This is a genomic window from Cupriavidus sp. FW305-3-2-15-C-LB2 (genome assembly GCF_058787575.1).
Genome location: NZ_JBYSZW010000010.1, coordinates 53,332 through 80,237 on the forward strand (window position 1 = coordinate 53,332; position 26,906 = coordinate 80,237).

Here is a 26,906-nt window from a genome sequence, read left to right on the forward strand (position 1 = left end):
AACCATGATCTCAGATGGCTACGGTTATCAGAAGTCAGCTTTTTCTCGTTCGGGGGCCAAGTGAATTAAGTTTTTCTTGCGCGCACTGCCACTGGCGCCCTGCTCATCGCTCGCTATCTGCCCTTGGCACCATCTTCGTCAGGGCCGCCGGATCTTCCTCACCCTCATTGAGGATGCCGTAGTCCGCCGGAAACAGCGCTGCCAGCGGTGGCGGATACTGAAAGGCGTGCAGCGGCTCCAGGTTTTCGCCAGCGTCGATCACGAACACCTCGATCAAGCGGCTGCGGCCGCCGTTCTCCTGGCCTGCCACATAGTAGTGAACGCGGTTTTGCCAGACGAAGTGCCCGCCGAAGTAAGGCTTGGAGACATCCGGCAGCCCGGCCAGATGCGTTTCGCACAGCAGCACCGCTTCGCGCAGGTAGTTCCGGCTGGACGTCTCATCGGAGGCGGACAGCCTGGCCATCATGCCCCGCCTGTCCTTGACCTTCTTGATTGCCATAGCGTAGCGAGCAGGTTGGGCGCGTGGGCGCCCGGACAGCCTACCGGCACATCGAGCGGACCTCGCAACTCAGTGCCATGCGCTCCCCACCTGGATATAGAAGGCGTTCTGGCCCTTGCTGTGGGCCACATCGAGACCGATCGACACCCCCAGTTTGCGCGCAATCATGTAGCGAAAGCCCGCGCCTACGCTGTAGATGGTCGATGCATCGGAAAAATCATGCCAGCGCCCATATGCCTTGCCCAAGCCGGTGAAGCCCAGCAGCGACCAGCGCGGCGTCACGTCCCAGCGCAGCTCCATTTCTGCCGCCAGCGCATTGCGGTCCTGGTAACGCCCCTTCTGTACCCCGCGCAGGTCCACGAACGGCTGCGCGTAGAACGGCACGTCGCCGGTGGAAAAGCGCGTATCGGCGCGCAGCCCCAGGATCACGGTGCGCGCCAGCGGCAGCCAGGTGAAGCCGCGCGCGTTATACATATTGAATGACTGCGTGCTGCCGAAGCCGCCGCGCGCGAACTGCGCCTCCAGCTCGGCATAGCTGCCGCGGCTGGGATAGAAGATGTTGTCGCGCGAGTCGTAGTCGACCACCAACCCGGCCTTGCCGATGCGCTGGGTCTTGTCGAAGCTGCCGAGTTCACCCGCATCGCCAACCTTGAAGGTCGCGGTCGAATCGAAATACACGTAGCGCGGCCCCACGTACCAACGCGTATCGGCAACCCGCACGAGCAGTTGCTGCACCAATGCCACGCCTCTGAGTTCGTAGGCACGGGGCTGGTTCAGCAAGCCGAAGTAGTCCAGGTTTGCATTGACCTTGGCGATGCCCCCAAGATAACGGTAGCGGTCGCCGTCCCACGTGTGGAAGTGCGCCACGCCTGCGCCCCAGGTGCCGTTTTCCGTATACGCACCGCCGATGGCTGTAATGTTCGGCGGTGCGGGCCCCTTTCCACTGGCCTTGGCGCTGGCCGCCGCATCCGCCATGGATTCCGAGAAGAACATCAGCCCCAGCCCGCCGCCGTAGCCAACGGCTGGTTCCGTGATAACGACCGGCACCGGCAGCGCGCCCTTGTGATTGAGCAGGAAGTCGCTCATGTCCAGCTTGCCGTCCTCAGGATCGAAGAACGACAGCGGTTTCTTTTCAGCCGGCGCTTCAGCCTGGCCGAAGGCGGCGTCGCACCAGAGCAAGGCCAGTGCGCTTAGCGGCGATGCAATGCGCTGGCTTGCCTGGGAGCGGGTCATCAGCAAGTTATGAAAGGTCCCTGCTTATGGCTACAGCGGGAACTGGATATTCAAGCCCATGAACACCTGGAATTTGGGCACCCCGACTCCCTCGTGCCCCACCGTCCATTGCGGCTCGGCAAACAGGTTGCAGATTTCCTTGCCGATTTTCCAGATCTTGCCCGCGCCGATACCGAGGGGGATGTAGTAATTCCCACGCTTGAGGTCGAAATTCCAGGTTGCGGTGCTGCGCAGGTACCTGCCTTGCGGCAGGTTATAGATCACGAACGGCTGCGCGGTCAGGTTGTCCTGGGTGGGCCGGTCGCTTTCCCCGGCAAATGAATGCTGCCAGGTCACGAGCCCGCCGATCATGCCCCATTTCTGCGGGGAAATACCCACGCCGGCCAGGCCGGCCTGCCATTTCCCGGTGCCGGTCTGGTCGCGCGATGCCGTGGGAATGGTGAGTTGGGGGCCAATGCCCCATTCCATGCCCAGGCCCTTGAGCAACACCAGGTTGAACAGGTTCAGGTCGCCCAGTCCGGTCTTGCTGCCATCCGGCGCGACATTCGGCGTGGTGACGACGGGCATCGTGAACCGACGATCTGCGGCAACCCGAACAGCTTGTGCGGAATGGTGCCGCGCAGCAGGACGCTGTTTCCGTCCTCGTCGCCGAGTCCGTAATAGCGTCCCACGTACTGGTCCTGCAGATTCAGGGTAATGGTCGGGCTCAGCGGATTATTTGACGCATTCATGTCATCCGTCGAGGGCCCTGCCGCACAGGCAAGCGCCGGCAATGTTGCTGCCACGCTGCCCGCAGCAAGCCTTAATCCCTGCATGACTGAATTCATTTGGAATCGTTGCCCTGAATGAAATTGGTAACGCCCGCCGATTGAATATCGGCGCTTCCATCATCGCAGACCGCCTCAAGGCCTGTGAAGTAAATATTTGCGATGCCGTGATGAAGATTTTCGTCGGCTTGCGCGCTGGCAGTGACAGGGGTCTTTGCTGGTAGTATGCAATGTCACAAAAATATGAGGGTGGGGCATTGCCTTACTGTGTAATTTCACTATAGCTGGCGCGGGCAGGCATGCGCCAGAGGCCGGCATTCCGGCAAGCGCCTGGCCGGCCTTGCATTCCTTGTTCCTTGAATATGTCAACGACCATCGCAAACCGGCTGGCCATTGCTGCTTCCTTCCTCTTTGCCTGTGCAGGTGCGAACGCGACTGAAGGCGCCCTGGGGCGACCCGTGACCGGCACCAGCGTGCTCCCCAATGTAGGGATCGTGTCGCCGGAACCCGCGCTCATCGTGAATGTCGGCGAGATCTACCTGGATGGCTCGATCGGCGGCAGCCGAAACGTGCCCATCGCAGGCAAGACGGCGCTGGGCGTGGACGGCAAGGTCGCGTTCACCCTGGCAACGGTGATGAAGGTATGGGACACCGATACCGGCCCCTGGAACTTTGCCTCCAGCTTCACGCTGCCCTATGTCTGGACCAAGGTCACGGCCAACATCAGCGCCGGCGGCCGGGGCGCCAGCACCCAGGACACTGCATCGAACCTGTTCGACATCACCTTCGCGCCGATCATCGCGGGCTACCATTTCTCAAAGACCGAGCATGTGGCTCTGAGCCTGAATGTGTGGGCGCCGACCGGCAAGTACGATCCCAACGCACTGGCCAACGCCAGCCTGAACAACTGGACGTTTATTCCGCAAGTGGCCTACACCAAGCTGTTCCCCGAACACGGGCTCGAGTTCGATGCCGTCGCCGGGGTCCAGTTCTACACCCGCAACAACGCCACCGACTACCAGAACGCACCGCTGTTCACGCTCGACACCATGCTGCTCAAGCGCTTTGCCAACGGCGCGGGCCTCGGGTTGATCGCGGGCACGACGCAGCAGCTCGGCGACGACAGCGGCCCGCTGGCCGACCGCCTGAACGGCTTCCGCGGCCATGACTGGGCGGTGGGCCCGATCGTCACCTACGACACCAAGATCGGCGCGAAGAGCCTGCTGTCGCTGGGCTTGCGCTGGGTGCCGACCGTTGCCGGCAAGAACCGCCTGAAGAGCACGAACACGTTCATGGGGACAGCGACTGTCGTGTTCTGATGGCCGCGCGCGCGGTGAGCCCGCTCACCACGTGTACTTCACCCCTGCCCTCAGCGCGTACTGGTAAAAGGATTGCTGGCCCCAGGAACCCGACACATTGGTCCAGCCGGTCCAGCGCTTGCCGAGATCGGCGTTCAGCCCCAGCTTCAGTTCGAAGCGGTTATGCGGATACAGCCCGCCGATCGGCAACTGGTTGAACGAGATATTGGTGTCGGTATCGGAATACCACCAGTTCACCGTCGCATACGGCTGCAGTTTGCGGCCGTCCTCGCGCACGAAGGTCCGATGCGTGCGTACGCCCAGCCGCGCGATGATCCCGCTGGAATCCGCCCCGCTGACGCGCGTGCCGTTGGGCTCGGCAATGTCGTCCTCGCTGTAGTTGACATAGATGAGCTGCGCCTGCGGCTCGATCACCCAGTCGCGCGGCAGTGGGATGGCATAGCCGACTTCCCCCGACAGCCCTAGTCCCTGCGCGTGGTATCGCACCGTCGGCAACTGGTCGCCTTCAACGCGGTTGGTGAACCAGCCATACTGGAACCAGGCATCGACATAGGCGCCCAGCTTGTTCTCGTCGTTCTGGTACCAGGCGCCGTAGACACCCGCAGCCCACCCTTCCACTTTGCCCCTGGCCCGCGTGGGGTTGCCGGCGGCATCCGCGTCGGTGCTGGCGTTGCCATAGCTGCCCGTTACGCCGACATGCAGGCGGTCGGTCTCGCTGGCAACACGCCACCTGGCCAGCTCGGCACCGCCGTGCAGCAGGAAGCTGTCGGTGCGGGTGCGGAAGTTGCCGTCCTTGCTGCGGCTGCCCTCCCACTTGCCCACTGCGCGCAGCCAGCCGCTGCGCGGCTTGTCCTGCACTGGCGTTGCCGCCCCCGGTGGCATTGATATCGAACCCGTCGCGCTCGTTGCCGCCAACCAGGTTGTTGAGGTTCAGCGTCGTGCCCGCATTGACGGTGATAGCCGACCCGCCGGCCGTGCTGTTGGTGACGGCAACACCGTCCATGCCGGCCCCTTGCATCGTGATGGCGCTGGTGCCGCCATTGAACGTCACGCTGGCATCGCCCGGGTTGGTGATGACTTGTGACGCCACGCCACTGGCAGCCGTGGCGGTGGTATTCGTGATGGTGGTCCCGGTCAGGGTCACCGAGGCATTCGCCCCCCTCGCGAGCGCGCGCAGGCTCGCGCCTGTGTTCGTATTGAAGGTGGTGCCTGACACGGTCTCCATCTCGGCGTTGCCCGATGCAGGCGTACAGGACAGTGCCGTATAAGTGCCGCTGGCAATCGTGCCGCAGGCGGTCTGTGCGCGGACTTCGAGCGTTGCCAGGGCCATGGTTCCGGCCGGCGCAAGCCAGTAAGCGATCAGCGCGGCAATCGGCCGCAGGGCGTGGTTGCGTCGCCGCTTGATGATGGCACCGTGCTGCATGCCTGGTCCCGGAACTCGCACAGTGATCTCCTTTGTAGGATTTTTGTTGCATTCTCGGGAACCGGCAATCTGCGCACCAGTGAAACATTTGGTAGGCTGTATTAAGCCTGCTGCGGTAACCCGAACGGGGTAGCAGCGTCAACTTGAGGGATCCACGCACCAACGTCCGCGTTGATCAGGCTCAAGCCCCGATCCATTACAAGCCTGCACACTGGCGCCCATGACCACACTGCCCTCTCCTCCGCCCGTCGCCGCTGATGCGGGCCAACCCAAGCCCCCGCCCCCCTCCGTGGCTGCACGCCGCCCGGCTCTTGTGCCGCGGGGCCGTTTCGCGTGGCTGACTGGTATCCTGAGCTGGACGCTTCTGATTGCCAGCACGCTGTTCTGGTGCGCGCTGCTGTTTCCGCTCGCGCTGCTCAAGCTGGTGCTGCCGTTTGCCCCCGCCAGGCGGCGCATCGATCCGATGCTCAACGGCATCGCCACCGCCTGGATCTCCGGCAACACCGGCTGGTTCGCGTGGATCCAGCATGAGCCGTGGGACGTCCAGGGCAATGAGGGACTGCGCTATGCCGACTGGTACCTGGTCAACTGCAACCACCAGTCGTGGGCCGATATCTTCGTGCTGCAGCGCTCGCTGAACCGGCGCATCCCGCTGCTGAAGTTTTTCCTGAAGCAGCAGCTGATCTATGTGCCGGTTATCGGGCTGGCGTGGTGGGCGCTGGACTTTCCGTTCATGAAGCGACACGGCAAGGCGCAGCTGCGGCGCAATCCGGCGTTGCGGCGCCAGGACCAGGAAACGGCCAAGCGCGCCTGCGCGAAGTTTTCGCTGGTGCCGACCAGCGTGATGGTGTTTGCCGAAGGTACCCGCTTCACCGAGGCCAAGCGCGCGGCCCAGGACTCACCGTACCGCCATCTGCTCAAGCCCAAGGCCGGCGGGCTGGCGGTGGCGCTGAATGCGATGGGCAACAAGTTCCGCTCCCTGCTCGACGTCACCATCGTGTACCCGGAAGGCGCGCCAGGCTTCTGGGACCTGGCCTGCGGACGCGCCGGCCCGGTGCTGGTGCGCATGCGGCAGTTGCCGGTGCCGCCGGCCTTCTGCGAGGCCGACTACGGCAGCGACAAGGCCTTCCGCACGGAATTCCACAACTGGCTGGCACGCCAGTGGGAAGCCAAGGACGCCGAGATCGATGCGCTGACGCCGCCGCGCGAAGGCTGAAGCCCTGCTACCCGGGCAGCCGCTCGACTGCCCGCTTCCCCTGTCCCACCGCCGCGGTCAGCGAAGGGCTGCCGGCATTGTCGCTGTTGGCGATGCTGATATTGCCGACGCCGGCCAGCCCGGGCCACACCGCGTCGGGCGTCACGTTCTCAGCGGCCAGGCTGTCGGGCATATAGCTGTAGCCATGCGCCCAGCGGTTGACGGTGATGCCGCGGATCACGTCCTTCGAAGCAAAGCCCTTGTGCCCGAGCATGCGGTCAAGCTGCGCGCGGATGTCGCGCTCCAGCGTGTCGAACGGCGTGCCCAGCAGCAAGGCGCGGCCCGCGCGGAAGCGGTCGCGCGCCTGCATGCCGCTGTCAGGCACGGTCGGCACATAGAGCATGTGCAGCACGGCCGGATCGGAGGGCTGCCTGCCCGCCGGCGGTTCCAGCCACAGGTCGGTATAGGCCATGGCCGGCGCGTGGATGCGGCGCGTGCGCAGCGCGGCGAACGCCTGCCAGTGGTCGAGCGCCACCTTGGTGTAGACCAGCGGCGCCTTGGCCTCGTTGTGCAGCACCTCTTTCTGCTTGGCCGGCAGCGACGGCAGCAGGTACGGGATCATCATGTTGTAGCCGGCCAGCACCACGTGGCGCGCCTCGACGCGATGCAGGTTGCCGCTGAACCCGTAGGTCACGCGCGTGATATTGCCGTCGGGCTCGACCGCGATCGCGGTGCTGTTCAGGCGCAGGCGCACCGGCTGCCCGTCGCGGTCCAGCCGGCTGTAGTCGAACGCGGCCGACACCACATCGGCCGGCCGGGCGATCGACGCCACGCCCGGGATCAGGCTCTGCACCAGCAGCCGTGCCAGCGAGGCATTGCCATCCGGAAACCACAGGCGCGATGCCGGCGACTTGCCAAGCCGCACATTGCCCGCCGGCGCGGGCATGTTGGCGCCTGCAGGCAGGCCGATGGCGATGGCGTCGGCAACCGAAATCCCATCGGCATCGAGCGCATAGGCATCGTTGCTGCGGCTGCGCAGGAAGCGCTGCCCGGCCAGGCCGATGCCGGCCTTGTCACGCAGGAAGCTGGCGTAACGCATGGAGCGCAGCGCAGCCGCGCGCTCGGTGCCGGACAGCGCCGGCAGGTAATCGGTGGTGCCGGCGGCCAGCCGCGCCAGCGCGGCGCGGTCCGCCACAGGCAAAGGCGTGTTGTCCAGGAAGCGCGACAGGGCAGCCGCGTCCGGGGCACCGGCCTGCTGCCCGCTGCGAACATCGATCAGCTCGCCGAACGGATCGCCAGCCACCCACTGGTCGCGCCCGAAATGCTCGGCATCGAAGAACACGGCGCGGCCCATGCCGAGCGCGCCATAGGGATCCGCAGGCACAGTGCCAGGCGGGCGCGTGGCATCGAGCCCGATCCCCGCCAGCAGTTCGCGCACCGCGGCGTCGCTGGCAGCGCCTGCCGGCATTTCCGCACTGCCGCCATAGGTCACCAGCCGCTTGCCGCGCACCGTGAACTCGTTGCGCTTGGCATGACCGCCGAAGTCGTCGTGGTTGTCCAGGATCAGGATGCGCCGGTTGGCGCCGAAACGGCGCCGGTAGAACCACGCCGCCGCCAGGCCGCTCAGGCCGCCGCCGACCACCACCAGGTCGAAAGCCTCGCGCGCCAGCACGACCGGGTATTTCGCGCCCTCGCGCGCCAGGCTGTGCGCCAGCGTGTAGGTGCCGGCATGGTTGCCGCGCAGACCGGTCAGCGCGGGCGGATACGCCACGCCTGCCCCGCCCTGCTGCGCGTGCAGCAACTGCACCGGCGCAAGGCCGGCGGCAATGGTCAGGGCGGTGCCGTTGAGGAAGTCTCTGCGCGTAATCGTCATCGGGTGCTCATCGGGATGCGTCGCCTGCCGCGGCCGGGTGCTGCGCGGCCAGCTCTTTGCGCCGTGCCGCCACGGCGGCTTCCGGCACCGGCGCCGCGCGGTTGCCCCAGCTGCCGCGGATAAAGGTCAGCACATTGGCCAGTTCCTGGTCGTCCAGCGTCCAGCCATAGCCGGGCATGTGGTAATCCGCCGGCGCGGTGCCCACGCGCGCGGTCACGGCGCCGTCGAGCAGCAGGTTCACCAGCGAGGCCGGGTCGGGATCGGCCACGGTGGGGTTGCCGGCCAGCGGCGGGAACACGCGGGCAAAGCCCTTGCCGTCGGCGCCGTGGCAAGGCATGCAGAACACCGCGTACTGGCGCGCACCGGGCACATCGAAGCGGCCCTGCCGCAGTTGCTGCGCGGTGGCGGCATCATGCCGGAACGGCTTGTCCTCGCCGCGCGCGCCGGGCAGGGATTTCAGGTAGGCGGCCACGGCATCGAGGTCGGGCGCGCTCATGTACTGGGTGGCGGTGGAGATCACCGTGGACATCGGCCCGAACGAGGTCGCGTGCCCGTTGCGCCCGGTGCGCAGGAACTCGGCGATATCCGCGCGCGACCACGCGCCCAGGCCGGTGACCTGGTCACCGGTCAGGTTGGTGGCGGACCAGCCCTCCACGCTCGCCCCGGACAGGAAATGGCGGCTGCGCTCGTCCAGCCCCTTCTCGGCGAACAGGTTGCCGCGCGGCGTATGGCAGGCGCCACAGTGCGCCACCGCCTGCACCAGGTAGGCACCGCGGTTCCAGGCTGCGCCGCGCGCGGGGTCGGTGCGGACCGGGTCGTCATCGACGAACAGGACGTTCCACGCGGCCAGCAGGCTGCGCATGCTGAACGGCCAACGCATCTGCGGCGCGGGGTTGCGCTGCGTGACCGGCGCCACCTCGGCACGCAGGTAGGCGTACAGCGCCGCCACGTCCTCGGCACGCATGCGCGCGTACGAGGGATACGGCATCGCCGGATAGAGCCGCTTGCCATCGCGCGCCACGCCGTGCCGCAAGGCGCGGTCGAACTCGGCCAGCGTATAGGCGCCGATGCCGCTGCCGGCATCGGGCGTGATATTGGTCGAATGAACCGTGCCGACCGCCGTGCGGATCGGCAGCCCGCCGGCAAACGGCTTGCCGCCTTCGCTGGTATGGCACGCGGCGCAGTTGGCGATGCGCGCCAGGTAGCGGCCGCGTTCGATCTGTTGCGTGTCGGTGGCGGCCAGCGCCATGCCCACGGGCAGCAGCACCGCCAGCGTCAGGCAGGCCAGCTTGCGCAGCGCACGGGCTGTGGCGATACCAGGTCCTTGGGGCAGGAAATGCATGGGAGCAGTTTCAGGTCAGGCAGCCGATACCGCCCAGTTTGCCGCAAGCACCAGGCACACCACCAGCCCGGCGGCCACGGCCACGCCAGTCAGGATCAGCGGTACCGGGCGCAAGGTGTCCAGGTCGCGCTGGTGCTCCTGCCCCTGGCGCAGGCCAAAGAAGCCCCACAGCACGGTCCGCAACAGCCTCAACGGGTTCATGGCATCTCCTTGCACAACGCCTTTGTGTACGAGTGCCGATTATGGGCCGTCCGTGCCATCCATAACAGCATCAGATAACAGGGAATCTTACGTATCAGTTTGCCTGTCCGGGAGATAATGCGCTCACCCGCCCCGCCCCCGCCCGCCATGAAACGCTACGAAGCCCTTGCCGAGACCCTGGCTGCCGATATCCGCAACGGCAGCCTGCCGCCGGGCACGCGCCTGCCGTCGATCCGCAAGACCGTGGCCCAGTATGGCGTCAGCCCGTCGACCGCCTTCCAGGCCTATTACCGGCTGGAAGAGCGCGGGCTGGTGCGGGCGCGCGAGCGCTCCGGCTACTACGTGGCGGGACCTGCGCGGCGCGAGCTGCCCCAGCCGCAGGCGCGGCCGTCGCGCCAGGTGTCGACGCAGGTCGACATCTCCAAGCTGGTCTTCGCCGTGCTGGAAGGCGCGCGTGACCGCGAGCTGGTGCAGTTCGGCTCGGCCTTTCCCTCGCCCGAGCTGTTCCCGTGGGAGCGGCTGGGCAAGTCGCTGGCGCGCGCCGGCCGCGCGCTCGACCCGTGGTACTCGGTCAACGACCTGCCGCCGGGCAATACCGCGCTGCGCCGCCAGATCGCGCTGCGCTACCTGGGCGCGGGCGCGCCGCAGCCGGCCGAGGACCTGATCGTCACCAACGGCGCGCTCGAGGCGCTCAACCTGTGCCTGATGGCGGTGACGCAGCCGGGCGACGTGGTGGCAATCGAATCGCCCGGCTTCTATGCCTCGCTGCAGGCACTGGAGCGGCTGCGGCTCAAGGCCGTTGAGATCCCGGTCGACCCCGCCGAAGGCATCGACCTGGGCGCGCTCGACACCGCACTGTCACGGCACCCGGTCAAGGCGTGCTGGTTCATGACGCAGTTCCAGAATCCGCTCGGCGCCAGCATGTCGGAAGACAAGAAGAAGGCGCTGGTGGCCTTGCTGGCGCGCCACCAGGTGCCGCTGATCGAGGACGATGTCTATGGCGAGCTCTACTTCGGCAACCGCTGCCCGCTGCCAGCCAAGGCCTTCGATACGCAGGGGCTGGTGATGCACTGCAGTTCGTTCTCGAAGACGCTGGCGCCGGGCTTCCGCATCGGCTGGGTGGCGCCGGGCCGCTTTGGCGAAGCCATCCAGCGGCTCAAGCTGATGACCACGCTGTCTGCCGGTGTGCCCACGCAGGTGGCGCTGGCCGAATACCTGCAGCACGGCGGCTACGACAAGCACCTGCGCAAGCTGCGCCATGTGCTGGAGATGCAGCAGGGGCGCATGATCGATGCCATCGGCCAGCACTTCCCGGAAGATGTGCGCGTGTCCCGGCCGGAGGGCGGGTATTTCCTGTGGGTCGAGTTTGCGCCCGGCTTCGATGCATTGGCATTGCACCACGCCGCACTGGAGGCAGGCATCGGGCTGGCGCCGGGTCCGATCTTCTCGGCGCGGCAGGGTTACCGCAACTGCATCCGGCTCAACTACGGGCACCTGTGGAGCGATGAGGCCGAGGCCGCGGTAGCCACCCTCGGCCGGCTCATCGCGCAGCAGCAAGGCAGCTAGCGCGCATCGCGATGGCGGCGCAGCGCCCACTCCAGGGTCTCGAACGCTGCCTGTACCACCAGTGCCAGCACGGCCGCCGGGATTGCGCCGGCCAGCAGCAGCGCTGTGTCGTTGAGCGCCAGCCCGGTGGCAATGCGCTCGCCGAAACCACCGGCGCCGACAAAGGCCGCGATTGTGGCCGTGCCGACGCTGATGATGGCCGCGGTCTTGACCCCGGCCAGCAGCACCGGCAAGGCCAGCGGCAGTTCTACATAGCGCAGCACCTGTCCGCCGCGCAGCCCGAGCGCCCGCCCCGCATCGCGCATGCCCTGCGGCACCTGCTCCAGCCCGGTCGCGGTATTGCGCACGATCGGCAGCAAGGCATAGAGAAACAGCGCCACCATGGCCGGCCAGACGCCGATGCGGCCCAGCAGCGGGATCAGCATCGCCAGCAATGCCAGCGACGGCACCGTCTGCAGCACGTTGACCACGCCCAGCACAGCCTGTCCGGTGCGCCGCCGCCGCGCCGCCAGCATCCCCAGCGGCACGCCGACCAGCGTTGCCGCGCCGACCGCCCCCGCCACCAGGCCGACATGGCGCAGCGCCAGGCGCGTGGTGTCGGGCCCGAACAGCGCGGCAGCCAGCCGGCTGCGCGGTTCGGCACCGTCATGCGTTGCCTTTTGCCCCGCAGTGCCGGCCAGGAACGCGCGCGCGATTGCATCGAATGACTGGCCATCGATCTCCGCCGCCGCATTCATGGCGATCATGTCGTCGGCGCTGACGCGCCCGGCCAGCCGCTCCAATGCCTGCCAGGCCTGCGGGAAGCGCTGCGGTACGTCAAGGCGGTAGACCACTACTGCGTCGTAGCGCGGGAAGTAGTGCCGGTCGTCTTCCAGCACGCGCAGCTTGTACTTGCGGATCTTGGCGTCGGTGGAATAGATGTCGATGGCATCGACCTGCCCCGCGGCCAAAGCCTCGTAGGCGACGCCATGGTCCAGCCCGACCGGGCGTTGCGGCAGTCCATAGCGGCTGGCCAGCCCCGGCCAGCCGTCGGCGCGCCCCAGGAACTCGTGGGACAGGCCGAGCCTGAACTGCGGCTGCGCGGCGAGGTCGCTCAGCCGGCGCAGCGCGCCGGCGCGGGCATCGGACACGGCCAGCGCGTAGGTGTTCTCGAAACCAAGCGGAATTGCCGCGCCCAGCCCCATCGGCGCCAGTGCCCGCTGGATGGCATCGAGGCCGGCCCCCGGGGGCAGTTTGAGGATTTCGGCGGCGAGCGTGCCGGTGTAGTCAGGATAGAGGTCGATGCCGCCGGCCTTCAGCGCCTCGAAGACGATCGCGGTATTGCCCAGCCCTGGCTGGTGCTGCGCGGCGCCGGGCGGCCCCGCGGCCTGGGTCAGCAGTTCGCCAAGGATGTACGACTCGGTGAAGCGCTTGGAGCCGATACGCAGCGGATCTGCCGCGCGCGCCGGCATCGCGCCCGCGAGTGCGGCAGCCAGCACCCAGGCCACTGCCCGCCACAACGCGCGCCCTGTTCTCCCGATCTCCCGACTGCCGCGGATCCAAGCCAAAACGTCTGTCCCGATATGGGGCCGGTGTGCGCCCGGCATCGCTACATCATAGCTGCCGCATGTCCTTATCCCGAAATAGTATTTGCTATTTGCATGATGAAGGCATCAGAATCCGGATTACACATATATTAATCCCGAGACCCAGCCCGCCATGGAAATCCGGCAACTGGAAGCCTTCGCCGCAGTCGTCACCACCGGCAGCGTCACCGCCGCCGGGCGCCTGCTCGGCCGCTCGCAGCCGGCCATCACGCGGCTGATCCAGGAGCTGGAGGCCGAGCTGGGCTTTGCCCTGTTCACCCGCAGCGGCCCGCGCGTCAGCCCGACCGAGCAAGGCTTCCTGCTCTATGACGAAGTCGAGCAGACGCTGGCCGGCATGCAGCAGATCCGCACCCGCGCCGCGGCGCTGGCGCGCGGCGATGGCCGGCCCCTGCGCATTGCCGCGACCCCGGCGCTGGCGGCCGGCCTGCTGCCGCCGGCGCTGGCGCTGGCCTTTGAGCGCGGGCTGTGCGCGCCGGAACGCGTCGCGGTGCAGAGTGTGTCGCCCGAACAGGTGGTGCACGCGGTGCTGACCGGCGCCGCCGACATCGGTCTGAACAGCCTGCCGCTGGAACACCGCGGCGTGACCGTGCACTGGATCGGCCAGTCCGCGTGCGTCGCAGCCGTGCGTGCCGACGACGCACTGGCCGCACAGCCTGCGATCGCGCTGCAGGACTGCCGCGGGCGCCGCATCGTGACCATGCAGAACCCGTACCGGCTGCGCCGCCGCGTCGACCGGGCCCTGGCTGGCGCCGGCGTGCCCGAAGCGGGCGTGATCGACACCAACACCTCGATCAGCGCGCTGACCCTGGTGCGCGCCGGGCTGGGCATCGCCGTGCTGGAGCCGGTGACCGCCCGCGGCCTGCCGCTGGCCGATATCGCCGTGCGGCCCATCGATGCCGATATCCCTTTCTACTTCGGCGTGATCACGCCACAGGCCCGCCCGGCCAGCACGGCGGTGCTGGGGCTGGTGCAGGCCGTGGCCGACGCCGCCGCCGCGCTGTTGCCCGACCTGGTGCGGCGCGATCCCGCCGAACACGGAGCGCTGCTGCAATCGCTCTATGGCGATGCCAGCGACGACGCTGACACGCTCACGCAAGATGCCGGACTTCCAAGCCATGACTGACCTATCCGCCCCCGCCCTTACCCCCGCCGCCGGCCTGGCCGCGCTTGAAGCGCGCCTGCGCCAGGACCTGTCCTGGCTGGACCTGCCCGCCAAGGCCTGGACCATGCCGCGCAGCCACGATGGCCAGGACGTGCTCGACGTCGCCGTCATCGGCGGCGGCATGGCGGGACTCGCAGCCTGCGCCACGCTGACGCACCTGGGCATCCGCGTGCGCGCCTTTGACCGCGCCCCGGCGGGCTTCGAAGGCCCGTGGGCCACCACCGCGCGCATGGAGACGCTGCGCTCGCCCAAGCAGCTGACCGGCCCCGCGCTGGGCCTGCCGGCCCTGACCTTCCGCGCCTGGTTCGAGGCGCAGTTCGGCGAGGCCGCCTGGCAAACGCTGGACAAGATCCCGCGCCTGCAATGGATGGACTACCTGCGCTGGTACCGCCAGGTGCTGGCGCTGGATATCCGCAACCAGCACCAGGTCGATGCCATCGTGCCGCGCGCGGACGGCCTGGTGGCGCTGTCGATGCAGACCCCGGACGGCCCGCACACCGTGCTGGCGCGCCGCGTGGTGCTGGCCACCGGCCGTGACGGCCTGGGCGGTGCCTACGTGCCGCCGGTCGCGGACACGCTGCCGCGCCACCTGTGGGCGCACTCGTCGGACGAGATGGACTACGCCAAGCTGCGCGGCAAGCGCGTGGGCGTGGTCGGCGCAGGCGCCTCGGGCATGGACAGCGCCGCGACCGCGCTGGAGGCGGGCGCCGCCAGCGTCGAAATGCTGATCCGCCGCCCGGACATTCCGCGCGTCAACAAGAGCAAGGGCGCCGGCAACCCTGGCCTGACCTTCGGCCACTACGGGCTGCCCGATGCCTGGAAATGGCGGCTGCGCCATTACATCAACACCCAGCAGGTGCCGCCGCCGCGCGGCAGCACGCTGCGCGTGTCGCGCCATGCCAATGCCTACTTCAACCTGGGCGCAGCGCTGGAAGCGATCGAGGCGCAAGGCGATGTCCTGCACGTGCAGACACCGCAGGGCACGTTCGAGCTGGACTTCCTGATCTTCTCGACGGGCTTCCGCATCGCGCTGGAAACACGGCCGGAGTTCGCCGCCTTCGCCCCGCATATCCGCTTCTGGCGCGACCGCCATGCGCCGCCCGCGGGCCAGGAAGACCGCGAGCTGTCCGACTCTCCCGATCTCGGCGCAGCCTTCGAATTCCAGGAGAAAACGCCCGGCGCCTGCCCCGGCGTCACGCGCATCCACTGCTTCTGCTATCCGGCGGCGCTGTCGCACGGCACCGTGTCCGGCGACATCCCGGCGATCAGCGACGGCGCACGCCGGCTCGGCCAGGGCATTGCCGCGCTGCTGTACCGGGAAGACGTTGAGCTGCACTACGCCGCGCTGCAGGCCTATGCCGAACCCGAAGTCTTCGGCGACGAATGGGTGCCGGCCCCGCCGCCGGCGCTGCGCGCAGCCAAGGCCTGAATCCCACCCCGACCTGAACCTGGAGAGTCCGATGACCCAGCCCCCGACTTCCACGGTCGACCTGATCGACCAGCTCACCGGCCTCGCGCCGGGTAGCGCGACACACGCGCTGCGCCACCAGCGCAACAAGGTCGTGGCCGCCACGCAAGGCAGCTACGACGCCCTGTTCGACCCCGCCCTGCCTGGCCTGTCGCTGGCAGAGCGCCTGCTGGTTGCGCTGTACGCGGCACGCCTGACGCCGTCGACGGCGCTGGCGGCACACTATCGCGCGCGCCTTGAGCAGGCCGGCGCAGATGTCAGCCAGGTCCGCGCCGCGGCCGAAGGCCAGCCGGAGGATATTGCCGACACGCGCCTGCACGCCATGCTGGAGTTCACCCGCAAGCTGATCGAAAAGCCCGTTGAGGGCGACAAGGCCGCGCTGCAGGCCCTGCCCGCCGCCGGCCTGAGCACCCCGGCAGTGGTCACGCTGGCGCAACTGATCGCCTTCCTGTCGTACCAGGTCCGGCTGGTGGCCGGCTTGGATGCGCTGAAAGCACTGAACGACAACGCCGCAGGAGCCCAGGCATGAGCGAGATCATCAAATCCCACGGCTTCACCAATGAAGTCCTCGACTGGAAGGCCTGGCTGGACGTGGTCGAACTCGACCAGGCCACGCCCGAGCAGGTCGCCGTACTCGAAGAGAGCCATCCCAAGGCCAAGGTCCAGGATTACTACCGCTTCCTGGTACACCAGCCCGAAATCCTGCGCCAGCGCTCCACCGCCTTCAACGCCATCATGTACGCCCCCGGCGGCATGCCGCGTGCCGAACGCGAGCTCTCCACCACGGTGGTATCGCGCATCAATGGCTGCGTCTACTGCGCATCGGTGCATGCGCAGCGCTTCGAACAACTGGCCAAGCGCAACGACGTGATCCGCCAGGTGTTCGACGATCCCCATACCGCCGGCACGACTGCGCGCGAACAGGCAATCGCGAAGTTCTCGATCGAACTGACCGAGCGGCCCGCCGAAGTCACTGCCGAGCAGCTCAAGCCGTTGCGGGAAGCGGGCGTCACGGATGCGGAAATCCTGGACCTGATCCACTCGATCGCCATCTTTGCCTGGGCGAACCGGCTGATGCTGAACCTGGGCGAGCCGGTGTTTCCGGAGCAATCCGGGGAGTAAGCCGTCAGGCGCCAGCCGCAATGCGCGCGGGCGCTCAGCCCGCGCTGTGATGCACCGCCAGCCAGACACTGGGCTGGCTGGCATCGGTCCACGCCACCCGGTGGCGGCAGTGGGCCGGAAGATGCAGCCAATCCCCCGGCTTCATGGGATACAAGCCGGACTGGCCTTCGATCTCGATGGCGGCGCTGCCGCTGACCAGCAGCACCCATTCCGCCTCTGCGCTGTCGTACCAGAAGCCCTCAGGACTGGCCTGCCCGTTGGAGACGATGCGCTCGATCCGCAGCCCGGGCCGTTCCAGCAGCGGCTGGAAAAATTCCTGCGCCGCGCCGGCCGGGACGTCCGCCAGCAGGTTTCCGTGTTCAGGCTGCATGCTGCCTCCTGGAAGGGAAGTCGTGGTTGCCGACCCCGGTCAGTTACCCGGCCCCGGCGCCAGTACGTCGCGCGCGCCGTTGCGGCCCATCGGCGACACCAATCCGGCCACCTCCATCTGCTCGATCAGGCGTGCCGCGCGGTTGTAGCCGATGCGCAGCTGGCGCTGCACGGCGGAGATCGAGGCGCGGCGGCTGGTCAGCACAAAGCTGGCGGCTTCGTCGTAGAGCGGGTCGGCCTCGCCGTCGCCGCCGCTGTCGCCGAACAGGTCGGTGCTGCCGGCCTCGGCCGGGTCGCCGGCAAGGATGGTTTCATCGTAGTCCGGCTCGCCGAACTGCTTCCAGTGTTCCACCACGCGGTGCACTTCGTCGTCGGCAACAAAAGCGCCATGCACGCGCTGCGGATAGCCGGTGCCAGGCGGCAGGAACAGCATGTCGCCCTGGCCGAGCAGGCTCTCGGCGCCCATCTGGTCAAGGATGGTGCGCGAATCGATCTTGGACGAGACCTGGAACGCCACGCGCGTCGGGATATTGGCCTTGATCAGGCCGGTGATCACGTCCACCGAGGGGCGCTGCGTGGCCAGGATCAGGTGGATGCCGGCGGCGCGCGCCTTCTGCGCCAGGCGCGCGATCAGTTCCTCGATCTTCTTGCCGGCGACCATCATCAGGTCGGCCAGTTCGTCGATCACCACCACGATCATCGGCAGGCGCGACAGCGGCTCGGGCGCGTCCGGCGTCAGCGAGAACGGGTTCGGCACTTTGCGCTCGGCGGCCTCCGCGGCGCGGATCTTCTGGTTGTAGCCGGCCAGGTTGCGCACGCCCAGAGCCGACATCAGCTTGTAGCGCTTTTCCATCTCGCCGACGCACCAGTTGAGCGCGTGCGCGGCCTGCTTCATGTCGGTGACCACCGGCGCCAGCAGGTGGGGGATGCCCTCATAGACCGACAGTTCCAGCATCTTGGGGTCGATCATGATCAGGCGCACATCTTCGGGCGTGGCCTTGTACAGCATCGACAGGATCATGGCGTTGACCGCCACCGACTTGCCCGAGCCGGTGGTGCCGGCCACCAGCAGGTGCGGTGCGCGTGCCAGGTCGGTCACCACCGGATTGCCGGTGATGTCCTTGCCCATGGCCAGCACCAGCCGCGAATGGTGCGCCTGGAACGAGGCCGCGTTGACGATCTCCGACAGCCGGATCATCTGCCGGCGCGCATTGGGCAGCTCCAGCCCCATGCAGGTCTTGCCGGGAATGGTCTCGACCACGCGGATCGAGGTCACGCCCAGCGCGCGCGCCAGGTCCTTCATCAGTCCGACCACCTGGGCGCCGCGCACGCCCATGGCGGGCTCGACCTCGAAGCGGGTGATCACCGGGCCGGCGCCGGCGCCGACCACGGCGACTGGCACCTTGAACTCGGCCAGCCGCTGGGCGATCAGCTCGCCGGTTTCGCGCAGGCGTTCTTCCGACACCTGTTCGGCGCTGTCCACCCCGGTCTCCAGCAGGTCGGCCGGTGGCAGGCGGTAGTCAACGATGGGGCGCGGCGGCGGCGGCGCGACCGGCACCGGCACGGGCGCAGGCTGGGCGGCAGCCAGCGGCACGGTGCGGCCGACCACGGCGGGCAGCACGATGCGCGGCTTGGCGGCCGGGACCGGAGCCTGGTTCAGTGCAGGCGCCTCAGCGGGCTCAGGGACTTCCGGGGCCTCGCTCGCTTCAGGCAGTGCTGCTGCCTCGGCAGGCTCGGCCGCATCGGGTTCCGCCTCCTCGGCGATCAGGCCGTTGCCGTCCATCAATCCGTCCGGTTCGCTGTCCTCCGCGGGTGCCGGGGTGCTGGCATCGAGAGCGCTGCCCTCTTCCATCGCGGAGCTTGCCACGGCCTGGGCTACTGCCTCGGCGCCGGTGATATCCAGTGCGGGCCCGGCTGCTGCCAGCGCTTCGGGTTCCCCAATGACAACGGCGTGATCTCCGCTCCTCGCTTCGGCTTCGGCTTCGGCTTCGGCTTCGGCTGGCAGGGTGACGGTAGCCAGTGCTTGCGGTTCTGCGTCGCCGGCAATGTCCGGCGCCGAATCCGGCACAGCCGCGTCCAGTTGTTGCGGTTGCGGCGCAGCCGCTTGCGGCACTACCGGCTTGCCGGCCAGCGCCTGCAACTCGGCCAGCAGGTCAAGGGCTTCCTGCCGGATCGCGGCAAGCGTGGCTTCGTCGGCTTCGGCCGGCACGGCTTCCGGCGCAATATCGCCAACGATATCGGTGTCTGCGGACACTGGTTCCATGGCAGGCGCTTCGGGCACTGCCACTACCTCAGGTTCCGGGCTGGTAACCGGCTGCGCGGGAGCGGCCACGGCTTGCGTGGCGCCAGTGGGCGCCGGCGCAGCGGCGGCGGCTTCGGCTTCGGCTTCGGCCGGCGCGGATACGGCGGCAGCTACGGTGACTGAAGCAGCGGCCGCGGCGATGCTCTTGCCGGAAGCCTCGGGCAGCGTCGTAATCGCCGAACGCACCAGCGGCTGCGGCTGGCGGAACGGGCTGCTGACGACCGTGCCGCGCAGGGACTGCGCCGGCCGCGGCGCCGGAGCCGGTGAAGGGGCTGCCGTCGGGGCCGGCCTGCGCGCCGCCGGCTGGGCCGGACGCGGCGCCGGTGCCGCCGCCACAGGTGCGGGCGGCGCGGCGCGCGCCGGCTTGACCGCGCCCGGCGACTCGGCGTGGTGCAGCCAGATCTCGCCCGGCTGCGGCGGGGATTCACGCGTGCGGCGCGGCGGTTGCCAGGCGGGCTGGCGGCGCGCCGAGACTGCCTCAAAGCTGCGATGGCGCGTGGCGGGCGCGGTCCAGCCGGGGGTGCCTGCCGCCGGCGCATCGCGGCGCTCTGCGTCGCGCATCGGCTGGGTGGCAGCAAAGGAAACCGGCGGCTCTTCCGGCGCCGCGTCAGGCGCGGCGGCGCGGCGCGGCTTGCGCGAGAACAGGCTGCGCCAGGTTTCACCGAACACCATCGGCGCGGCCAGCGCCAGCACGCCCAGCATCAACAGCAAGGCACCGGTCCAGCCGAACAGGTTGCCCATCATGCCGGCCAGCGCGCGGCCGGCCGAACCGCCAGCGCTCGATTCCGGATCGGTGCCGCTGGTCAGCGCTTCGAGGCAGGCGCTCGCGCACAGCACGGCGAGCGTGCCGAGCCAGACGCGCAATGAGCCGGGCCCTGCCAGCCGGCGCTCGCCGGCGAGCCAGCGCGTCACCAGCCGCCAGACCAGCGGCACTATCCAGAAAGTCGAAAATCCGAACCAGCCAAAACCCATTATCGACATGCCATGTTCAAAACTACGGGCAGCGATTGTAGCGGTTATGGCAGGCGGCGATTGAATCGGAAAGCGCAAATATTCGTAACGCAGCGCGTTTCCGGGGCGATTGCGCAACGATCCCCTGTGCGATTCCGCATGCCAGCGGCGCCAGACTTTGCGCCATCCGGTGGTTGGCGCAGCGGCGCCGCGCTACCATGCGGCAACCCCCAATCGAATTGCACTCCGGCGGCCCGCCGCCTTCCCCTCCCCCATGCCGATCCGCTACGCCAGGCTGCGCGTTCTTGTCGTCGAAGACCATCCGTTCCAGCGCGTCGCGGCCGAGGGGCTGCTGCGGTATCTGGGCGTGCAGACCCTGGTTTCAGCTGAAAACGGCACGCAGGCGGCCGAGATCCTTGCACGCGAACCGTTCGACATCGTGTTCTGCGACATCGAAATGCCTGGCGGCAACGGCCCCGAGCTGATTGCCGAACTGCACCGGCGCGGGCAGCATGCCTTTGCCGGGACGGCGCCGGTATGGGTCTGGGTGACGGCGCTGGCGGAGGACATCCTGGATTCAAACCGCGGCCTGGCGCACGCCGCCGGCATCCCGCGCGTGCACGCGCTGCGCAAGCCGCTGTCGCGCGATGCGGTGGAAGAGATCCTGGCCGATGCGCTGGTGCGCCAGCCTGTTAGCGAATCCACCGCGCCGGCGTGGTCGCCCGACGACGCAGAACTGGTCCCCGCCACCCGCTCGGGCACGGACCTGCTGGTCATGCTGCAGCCCCAGCACGAGATTGCCAGCGGCCGGCTGGCCGGTGCCGAGGCACTGGTGCGCTGGCGCCATCCCGAACACGGTCTGGTGCAGCCCGACCTCTTTATCCCACGGCTCGAAGCGCTCGACGCGGCCGACCCGGTGTTCTTCTTCGTGGCCCGCCAGTGCCTGGCAGCGCAGCAGCGGCTGCGCGCGGCGGGCATCCACATCACGCTGGGCATCAATGCCTCGGCGCAAACCCTGTGCCGGCCCGGTGTGCTGGAGACGTTCGATGCCCTGGTGACCGCCAGCGGCGTGCCGCGGCACGCGCTGACGGTGGAATTGACCGAGGGCTATCCGGTGCCCGATACGCTGGCGCTGTCGGTCGCGCTGAACCGCTTGCGGCTGCTCGGCTACGGCGTGGCGATCGACGATTTCGGCGTTGGCATCGCCACGCTCAGGCTGCTGGCGGACCTGCCTTTCACGCAGTTGAAGCTCGACCGCTCGTTCGTTGTCGAGGTCGACGGGCATGGCCAGCGTGCCGCGATCTGCCGCAACATGATCAACCTGGCGCGCGAGCTGGGCCTGGAGTGCGTGGCCGAAGGCGTCGAGACCGACGCCCAGCGCGCAGCGCTGCTGGCGCTGCGCTGCCCGCTGGGCCAGGGCTACCTGTGGTCCGCGCCCAAGCCGGCCGAGGTCTTCGTCGCGGATGCCATCGACCGGGCGGCAGTCACGCCGGCGGCGTGAGCTGGCCCTACTGCGCGGCCCGGAACGGATACTTGGCAAAGATCTGCGCCACGGTCTTGTCGATGCGCTGCTGGGCGCTGGCCTTGTCGCTGGTGTCCACGCTGCCCACCGCCACGCCTTCCCAGACCAGCTTCATCTGGCGCCGGTCGACCAGGTCGATGTTGACCGTGCCTTCGGTGTAGGTATAGACGTCGTTATAGAAGCCGTAGCCCGGCCACGGCGCATACAGCCCGCCGCGATAACCGTAATACCCCATCATCGGCGTCGGCGCCGGGCTGACCTGGACCTTCTCCTGCAGCCGGGCATTGAAGTTGACCAGCAAGTCCGGCGACTGCGCCGCATAGCGGTAGCCGCGCGCGGTCAGTTCCCGCTGCACGGCAGACTTGAAGTACTGGGTGGTCAGGCTTTCATAGCCCTGGCGGTCGGTGCCGAGATGCTCGACGAAGCCAAAGCTGCGGTAGGCACTGAAGTCAGTGCTGCGATTGTAGTCAGTCTTGATGTCGGGCACGCTGGCGCAGCCTGACAGGACCAGCGCCGCGGCCACGACGGGAAAGAGCTGCCGGAAGGGTTTCACGATACATCTCCATGATGTCCGCGGCAGCGCGCACATGCAGCCACGCGCAAGCGCCACCGGCGCCGGAACGCCGGCGCACCGTACGCCATCTGACCCGATGGGCTAGTGTCCTGTTCCGCAGATGGCTTGCCAAAATGAAATCGTCCAGTTGGTCGTCAGGCTAAACGCGAGGAGGCGCCATAGCCGTAGCTATGGCAACGACGAGCAACGACGCATGGCGGCCAACTGGGCGATTTCATGGCAAGGTATTTGCGGAACAGGGCACTAGTTCAGCTTGCCATTGATGCCGCCCACGCTGAACCGGCCCGCCCCCAGCAGGGCCACCGCCAGCGCCGCGGCCAGGAACATCCCCTGCAACTCAAGCGCCCAGCCGCCGGTATCGGACAGCATGCCGAGCTGCTTGGTATGCACCAGCGCCACCGCAAACACCATGTTGATGGCAACGATCAGCGCCGCCAGCCGGCTCCACAGCCCGATGATCAGCAGGATCGGGGCCACGACTTCCCCAATGTAGACGCCGTAGGCCAGCCATGCCGGCAAGCCGGCGTCGGCGACCACCTTCCCCACAAAGCCCATGCCGGACGCACCGGTCAGCTTGGCGATGCCGTGCATCAGGATCAACACGCCAAGCACGATGCGCAGCAGCGCCTTGCCCAAGTCCTGGGAACCCTGAGAGCCACCCATGGCCGTTCTCCTTGCCGTTGTCTGTCGAGTTGGTTGTCGAAGCCAAGCGCCTTTACCCTCACGCGCAAGGCTCGCCCCTGTACCTTAGTGCGAGGCGGCGTGAAGGTAAAGCCGCAAATACGAGACTGCCTGCTGGCCGGGATGCGACCGGCACACCACCTCGCCAATCCCGCCATGCCGTATCCGGAAGGCCTGCGCTACACCACCCGGTGCATCGCTGGCTGCCGCGGCTCAAGCATGCCGACCTTGTATGCGCATTCGGGCAGGACCTCGCCCAGGAAGTCGAGAAAGCGCCGGGTGGCAGGCGTCACGCCCTTGCGGGAGGGGAACACCGCGTGCAGCGTGCCGACCGGCATGTCGTACTGCGGCAACACCAGTTCCAGCTCGCCGCTTTCCAGCGCATCGCGGCAATACATCCGCGGCAGCATGGCCACGCCCGCGCCGGCGATCGCCGCCTCGCGCAGCAGCACGAAGTCTTCGGTGACCAGGCGCGGTTCATAGGCAATCTGGATCGAGTCGTTGGTCTTGCAGCGCAGGGTCCAGACATGCTTGCCGTCGTGCGGCGGCTGGCCCACGCCGGGCATGCCATCCAGCGCCTGCGGTGTGCGCGGGCGGCCGATGCTATCCAGCAGCGCGGGGCTGGCCACCAGCATCAGCTGGCTTTCACCGAAGGTGCGCACGGCCAGGCTGGAGTCCTCCATGGACTCGCGCACGCGCAGGGCCAGGTCGAAGCCTTCGCCGATCACGTCCACGCGCCGGTTGGTGGTCTCCAGCTCGATCCGCACGGCCGGGTTGGCGCGCATGAAATGGCCGATGGCCGGCGCCAGCAGGATCTGGGCGATGGCGATCGGGCAGCTCACGCGCAGCGTGCCGCCAGGCTGCTCGCGCGCCTGCTCGATGACCTCGCGGGCCGCCTTGGCCTCATTGAGCATGGCGCGGCAGCGTTCGTAGAAGGATTCACCAAGCGGCGTAACGCGCACCTGCCGTGTCGTGCGGCGCAGCAGCTGCACGCCCAGGTCGCGTTCCAGCTGGGCGATGCGCCGGCTCAGGCGCGACTTGGGCACGCCTGAGGCGCGGCTGGCCGCGGAAAAACTGCCGTGTTCGAACACCTGGGCAAACAGGGACAAGTCGTTGAGGTCTTGCATGGATGGCTCCGGGATCACGTGCGGCCGCCAGGCTGGCGTTGCGCCGGCAGAACAATCATTTGCATTTTGCCTCACTACCGATACCAATGGCCAGCCGCTATCTTTCATCCATCGCAACCGCACACCTTGTGGAGATAGACATGAACATCCTGCAGATCGATTCCAGCGTACTTGGCGACAACTCCGTTTCGCGCAGCCTGACCGCCAGCGTGGTGGCCGACCTGGTCGCCGCCACCCCGGACGCCAAGGTCACCGTGCGCGATCTGGACCAGGACGCTCCGGCGCACCTGTCCGGCAACCTGCTGCCCGTGCTGGGCGGCCCGAAGGAAGGCCTGAGCGCCATCCAGGAAGCCGAGCTGCAGCGCACCGAGCAATGGCTGGCCGAATTCCTGGCCGCCGACGTGCTGGTGGTGGGCGTGCCTCAGTACAACTTCAGCATCCCCAGCCAGCTCAAGGCCTGGATCGACCGCATCGCGCAGGCTGGCCGCACCTTCAAGTACACCGAGAACGGCCCGGTGGGCCTGGCCGGCGGCAAGCGCGTGATCGTGGTGTCGTCGCGCGGCGGCGTGCGCCAGGATGCCAATGAACTGGACCTGCACGAAAAGACCGTCGACATCGTGTTCCGCTTCCTGGGCATCACCGACATCACCTACGTGCGTGCCCACGGCCTGGCCATGGGTCCGCAGTTCCGCGAAGCCGGCCTGGCCAGCGCCCGCACCGAAATCGCGGCGCTGAACGACGCCAGCCGCCTGGCCGCCTGAAGTCCTGTGGACGGCCGGCGCTGCAGGACGGCGCCGGCTCGCCCCGCGGACGGATCGGGTCTATGATGGATCGGGGCGCTATGGCGCCCCGCGTGCCATGGGCGGCGCGCCGGCCCCGGCTATTTGCCCGCGGCTGTCGTGCCGCCTGCAGTCATCGACCGATCCACTCCCGGGAGCCCGCATGACTTCAGCCCTGTTGCCAGCCGCCGCCCTCCATCCGCCGCACGAACCCGCCCTGCTTTCACAGTATCGCCACGTACGCACGGCCACCGAGACCCTGGTGGCCGACCTGTCCGATGCCGATGCCACCGTGCAGTCCATGGACGACGCCAGCCCGGCAAAATGGCACCTGGCGCACACCACATGGTTCTTCGAGGAATTCGTGCTGGCTGCGCGGATCCCGGACTACGAGCTGGTGGACCCGGACTACCGCTACCTCTTCAACTCGTACTACGAAGCGGTCGGACCGCGCCACCCGCGGCCGCAGCGCGGGCTGCTGACCCGCCCCTCGCTGGACGAGGTGCTGGCCTACCGCGAGGCCGTGGACGAATCGATGCTGACGCTGCTGGGCAGCGCCCAGACCGATGACGAGGCAGCGCTGATCATGCTTGGCCTGCAGCATGAACAGCAGCACCAGGAACTGCTGCTGGCCGACATCCTGCATCTGTTCGCGCAGAACCCGCTGCGCCCCGCCTTTGCCCCGGAACTGCCCGAGCCGGTGATCGCCGACCCTCGGCCCGCGCCGGACTGGATCGGCTTTGACGGCGGCCTGGTGGAGATCGGCCACCGCGGCGAGACCTTTGCCTTTGACTGTGAAAGCCCGCGGCACAAGGCCTACCTGGCACCGTTCACGCTGTGCTCGCACCCGGTCAGCAACCGGCAATGGTTTGAATTCATCGAGGATGGCGGCTACCAGACGGCGGGGCTGTGGTTGTCCGACGGCTGGCGCTGGGTGTGCGAGCAAGGCATCCTGGCCCCGCTCTACTGGGAAGAACGCGAAGGCACGTGGTGGCAGATGACGCTGCGCGGGATGCATCCGGTCGACCCGGACAGCCCCGTCACCCACGTCAGCTTCTATGAGGCCGAGGCATTCGCGCGCTGGGCCGAACGCCGGCTGCCGACCGAGGCCGAATGGGAGCACGCGGCGCGCAGCCTGCCGGCCACCGGGAATTTTGTTGAAGGCCGCGCGCTGCGGCCGTTGCCGGACCGGCAGAACACCTCGGGCGTGCTGCGCCAGATGTTCGGCGATGTGTGGGAATGGACCGGCAGCGCCTTCCTGCCGTATCCGGGCTTCCGCCCGAACGGCGGTGCGGTGGGCGAGTACAACGGCAAGTTCATGAGCGGCCAGATGGTGCTGCGCGGCGGGTCTTGCGTCACGCCCGAATCGCATATCCGGGCGACGTACCGCAACTTCTTCTATCCGCACCAGCGCTGGCAGTTCACCGGGGTGCGGCTGGCGGACGATGTCTAGCCCGGCGCCAGCCAGCGCCACGCCAGCCAGGCCAGCAACACCCACACCAGCACGATGACCACGGCGGCCGCGCGATTGCGCGGCCGTTTTGCATGCGTGGCCTGCCACGCCTGGGCCCGGCCGCGGCATTCATCCTTGACCGCCGGCGGAATCATCCGCAGCGTCAGCCAGATACCCAGCGGCACCAGCAGCACGTCATCGACATAGCCCAGCACCGGGATGAAATCGGGGATCAGGTCGATCGGGCTGAAGGCATAGGCCACCACCAGCGCGGCCAGCAGCCGCGCGCTCCACGGCGTGCCGGGGTGGCGGCTGCAGAACCACAGCATCAGCAGGCTCGCCTTGAGCCCGCGCGCCCACTGGCGCAGGCGTGCGCCGACGGCCATCGCCGG

General features: G+C 68.0%; 26 protein-coding genes. 11 read left to right on the top strand and 15 right to left on the bottom strand.

Going from position 1 to position 26,906, the window contains the following annotated elements; all coding sequences use genetic code 11:
* Nucleotides 1-103 precede the first annotated feature (103 nt).
* The 4 genes from AC3WRR_RS10065 to AC3WRR_RS10080 all read right to left on the bottom strand — a co-directional run bounded on the left by AC3WRR_RS10065 (nucleotide 104) and on the right by AC3WRR_RS10080 (nucleotide 2,559).
* On the bottom strand, nucleotides 104-499 hold the full coding sequence (locus tag AC3WRR_RS10065) for a hypothetical protein (RefSeq protein ID WP_037023794.1): 396 nt from the start codon (nucleotides 497-499) through the stop codon (nucleotides 104-106).
* 69 nt (nucleotides 500-568) lie between these two features.
* The gene (locus tag AC3WRR_RS10070; protein WP_010811560.1) at nucleotides 569-1,732 is read right to left on the bottom strand and encodes a BamA/TamA family outer membrane protein; all 1,164 of its coding nucleotides are present in this window, start codon (nucleotides 1,730-1,732) and stop codon (nucleotides 569-571) included.
* A 30-nt stretch (nucleotides 1,733-1,762) separates the two neighbouring features.
* A complete protein-coding gene (locus AC3WRR_RS10075; protein WP_234788157.1) occupies nucleotides 1,763-2,299 on the bottom strand; it encodes a hypothetical protein in 537 nt (178 codons plus the stop codon).
* A complete protein-coding gene (locus tag AC3WRR_RS10080; RefSeq protein ID WP_231881396.1) occupies nucleotides 2,236-2,559 on the bottom strand; it encodes a hypothetical protein in 324 nt (107 codons plus the stop codon). The genes AC3WRR_RS10075 and AC3WRR_RS10080 overlap by 64 nt, the downstream gene beginning before the upstream one ends.
* A gap of 302 nt (nucleotides 2,560-2,861) precedes the next feature.
* Here AC3WRR_RS10080 and AC3WRR_RS10085 point away from each other — a divergent pair, with 302 nt between their 5' ends.
* The gene (locus AC3WRR_RS10085; protein WP_037023789.1) at nucleotides 2,862-3,818 is read left to right on the top strand and encodes a SphA family protein; all 957 of its coding nucleotides are present in this window, start codon (nucleotides 2,862-2,864) and stop codon (nucleotides 3,816-3,818) included.
* Between the two features lie 24 nt (nucleotides 3,819-3,842).
* Here AC3WRR_RS10085 and AC3WRR_RS10090 read toward each other — a convergent pair whose 3' ends face one another.
* On the bottom strand, nucleotides 3,843-4,676 hold the full coding sequence (locus AC3WRR_RS10090; RefSeq protein ID WP_010811557.1) for an autotransporter family protein: 834 nt from the start codon (nucleotides 4,674-4,676) through the stop codon (nucleotides 3,843-3,845).
* Between the two features lie 143 nt (nucleotides 4,677-4,819).
* Between AC3WRR_RS10090 and AC3WRR_RS10095 the strand changes: the two genes are divergently transcribed.
* Both AC3WRR_RS10095 and yihG read left to right on the top strand, forming a co-directional pair.
* Nucleotides 4,820-5,086, top strand: a complete 267-nt coding sequence (locus AC3WRR_RS10095) for a hypothetical protein (RefSeq protein WP_010811556.1) — start codon at nucleotides 4,820-4,822, stop codon at nucleotides 5,084-5,086.
* 468 nt (nucleotides 5,087-5,554) lie between these two features.
* Nucleotides 5,555-6,457 (top strand): 1-acylglycerol-3-phosphate O-acyltransferase, YihG family, encoded by a 903-nt coding sequence (gene yihG, locus AC3WRR_RS10100; protein ID WP_492296879.1) that lies wholly within the window; start codon nucleotides 5,555-5,557, stop codon nucleotides 6,455-6,457.
* Between the two features lie 7 nt (nucleotides 6,458-6,464).
* Here the strand turns inward: yihG and AC3WRR_RS10105 are convergent, their stop codons facing one another.
* Genes AC3WRR_RS10105 through AC3WRR_RS10115 form a run of 3 tightly spaced genes read right to left on the bottom strand, consistent with a single transcriptional unit; the run spans nucleotide 6,465 to nucleotide 9,852 of the window.
* Nucleotides 6,465-8,309 (bottom strand): NAD(P)/FAD-dependent oxidoreductase, encoded by a 1,845-nt coding sequence (locus AC3WRR_RS10105; protein WP_492296844.1) that lies wholly within the window; start codon nucleotides 8,307-8,309, stop codon nucleotides 6,465-6,467.
* A 7-nt stretch (nucleotides 8,310-8,316) separates the two neighbouring features.
* Complete coding sequence (locus tag AC3WRR_RS10110) at nucleotides 8,317-9,651, bottom strand: cytochrome c (RefSeq protein WP_011615167.1); 1,335 nt, start codon at nucleotides 9,649-9,651, stop codon at nucleotides 8,317-8,319.
* A gap of 15 nt (nucleotides 9,652-9,666) precedes the next feature.
* A complete protein-coding gene (locus tag AC3WRR_RS10115) occupies nucleotides 9,667-9,852 on the bottom strand; it encodes a DUF2970 domain-containing protein (RefSeq protein ID WP_010811552.1) in 186 nt (61 codons plus the stop codon).
* A 147-nt stretch (nucleotides 9,853-9,999) separates the two neighbouring features.
* On the opposite strand from AC3WRR_RS10115, the gene AC3WRR_RS10120 reads away from it, so the two are divergent.
* Nucleotides 10,000-11,418, top strand: a complete 1,419-nt coding sequence (locus AC3WRR_RS10120; protein WP_010811551.1) for an aminotransferase-like domain-containing protein — start codon at nucleotides 10,000-10,002, stop codon at nucleotides 11,416-11,418.
* Here AC3WRR_RS10120 and AC3WRR_RS10125 read toward each other — a convergent pair.
* Nucleotides 11,415-12,896, bottom strand: coding sequence for a glycine betaine ABC transporter substrate-binding protein (locus AC3WRR_RS10125; RefSeq protein WP_454749619.1), 1,482 nt, complete (start codon nucleotides 12,894-12,896; stop codon nucleotides 11,415-11,417). The two genes, AC3WRR_RS10120 and AC3WRR_RS10125, sit on opposite strands and share 4 nt — an antisense overlap.
* A 220-nt stretch (nucleotides 12,897-13,116) precedes the next feature.
* On the opposite strand from AC3WRR_RS10125, the gene AC3WRR_RS10130 reads away from it, so the two are divergent.
* Genes AC3WRR_RS10130 through AC3WRR_RS10145 form a run of 4 tightly spaced genes read left to right on the top strand, consistent with a single transcriptional unit; the run spans nucleotide 13,117 to nucleotide 16,756 of the window.
* A complete protein-coding gene (locus AC3WRR_RS10130; protein WP_011615164.1) occupies nucleotides 13,117-14,127 on the top strand; it encodes a LysR family transcriptional regulator in 1,011 nt (336 codons plus the stop codon).
* Nucleotides 14,120-15,595, top strand: coding sequence for an FAD-dependent oxidoreductase (locus AC3WRR_RS10135; RefSeq protein ID WP_058697297.1), 1,476 nt, complete (start codon nucleotides 14,120-14,122; stop codon nucleotides 15,593-15,595). Before AC3WRR_RS10130 ends, AC3WRR_RS10135 begins: the two co-directional genes overlap by 8 nt.
* Nucleotides 15,596-15,626: 31 nt before the next feature.
* Entirely contained in the window at nucleotides 15,627-16,163 is a 537-nt protein-coding gene (locus AC3WRR_RS10140) for a CMD domain protein (RefSeq protein WP_010811547.1), read from the top strand.
* Nucleotides 16,160-16,756, top strand: a complete 597-nt coding sequence (locus AC3WRR_RS10145; protein WP_010811546.1) for a peroxidase-related enzyme — start codon at nucleotides 16,160-16,162, stop codon at nucleotides 16,754-16,756. The genes AC3WRR_RS10140 and AC3WRR_RS10145 overlap by 4 nt, the downstream gene beginning before the upstream one ends.
* Nucleotides 16,757-16,790: 34 nt before the next feature.
* Here AC3WRR_RS10145 and AC3WRR_RS10150 read toward each other — a convergent pair whose 3' ends face one another.
* Together AC3WRR_RS10150 and AC3WRR_RS10155 are read right to left on the bottom strand one after the other, a co-directional pair.
* On the bottom strand, nucleotides 16,791-17,126 hold the full coding sequence (locus AC3WRR_RS10150) for a cupin domain-containing protein (protein ID WP_492296847.1): 336 nt from the start codon (nucleotides 17,124-17,126) through the stop codon (nucleotides 16,791-16,793).
* Between the two features lie 39 nt (nucleotides 17,127-17,165).
* A complete protein-coding gene (locus AC3WRR_RS10155; protein WP_492296881.1) occupies nucleotides 17,166-20,399 on the bottom strand; it encodes a DNA translocase FtsK 4TM domain-containing protein in 3,234 nt (1,077 codons plus the stop codon).
* A 253-nt stretch (nucleotides 20,400-20,652) separates the two neighbouring features.
* Between AC3WRR_RS10155 and AC3WRR_RS10160 the strand changes: the two genes are divergently transcribed.
* On the top strand, nucleotides 20,653-21,879 hold the full coding sequence (locus AC3WRR_RS10160) for an EAL domain-containing response regulator (RefSeq protein ID WP_492296848.1): 1,227 nt from the start codon (nucleotides 20,653-20,655) through the stop codon (nucleotides 21,877-21,879).
* A 7-nt stretch (nucleotides 21,880-21,886) separates the two neighbouring features.
* Here AC3WRR_RS10160 and AC3WRR_RS10165 read toward each other — a convergent pair whose 3' ends face one another.
* The 3 genes from AC3WRR_RS10165 to AC3WRR_RS10175 form a co-directional block, all read right to left on the bottom strand.
* Nucleotides 21,887-22,453, bottom strand: coding sequence for a DUF4136 domain-containing protein (locus AC3WRR_RS10165; RefSeq protein WP_010809992.1), 567 nt, complete (start codon nucleotides 22,451-22,453; stop codon nucleotides 21,887-21,889).
* Nucleotides 22,454-22,717: 264 nt separating this feature from the next.
* A complete protein-coding gene (locus tag AC3WRR_RS10170; RefSeq protein WP_010809993.1) occupies nucleotides 22,718-23,137 on the bottom strand; it encodes a DoxX family protein in 420 nt (139 codons plus the stop codon).
* A gap of 197 nt (nucleotides 23,138-23,334) precedes the next feature.
* The gene (locus AC3WRR_RS10175) at nucleotides 23,335-24,282 is read right to left on the bottom strand and encodes a LysR family transcriptional regulator (protein ID WP_492296850.1); all 948 of its coding nucleotides are present in this window, start codon (nucleotides 24,280-24,282) and stop codon (nucleotides 23,335-23,337) included.
* Nucleotides 24,283-24,422: 140 nt separating this feature from the next.
* Here AC3WRR_RS10175 and AC3WRR_RS10180 point away from each other — a divergent pair, with 140 nt between their 5' ends.
* On the top strand, nucleotides 24,423-25,043 hold the full coding sequence (locus AC3WRR_RS10180) for an FMN-dependent NADH-azoreductase (protein WP_010809995.1): 621 nt from the start codon (nucleotides 24,423-24,425) through the stop codon (nucleotides 25,041-25,043).
* Nucleotides 25,044-25,224: 181 nt separating this feature from the next.
* On the top strand, nucleotides 25,225-26,514 hold the full coding sequence (gene egtB / locus AC3WRR_RS10185; protein ID WP_010809996.1) for an ergothioneine biosynthesis protein EgtB: 1,290 nt from the start codon (nucleotides 25,225-25,227) through the stop codon (nucleotides 26,512-26,514).
* Here the strand turns inward: egtB and AC3WRR_RS10190 are convergent.
* Complete coding sequence (locus tag AC3WRR_RS10190; protein WP_041687712.1) at nucleotides 26,511-26,900, bottom strand: YkvA family protein; 390 nt, start codon at nucleotides 26,898-26,900, stop codon at nucleotides 26,511-26,513. The genes egtB and AC3WRR_RS10190 overlap by 4 nt on opposite strands.
* Nucleotides 26,901-26,906 lie beyond the last annotated feature (6 nt).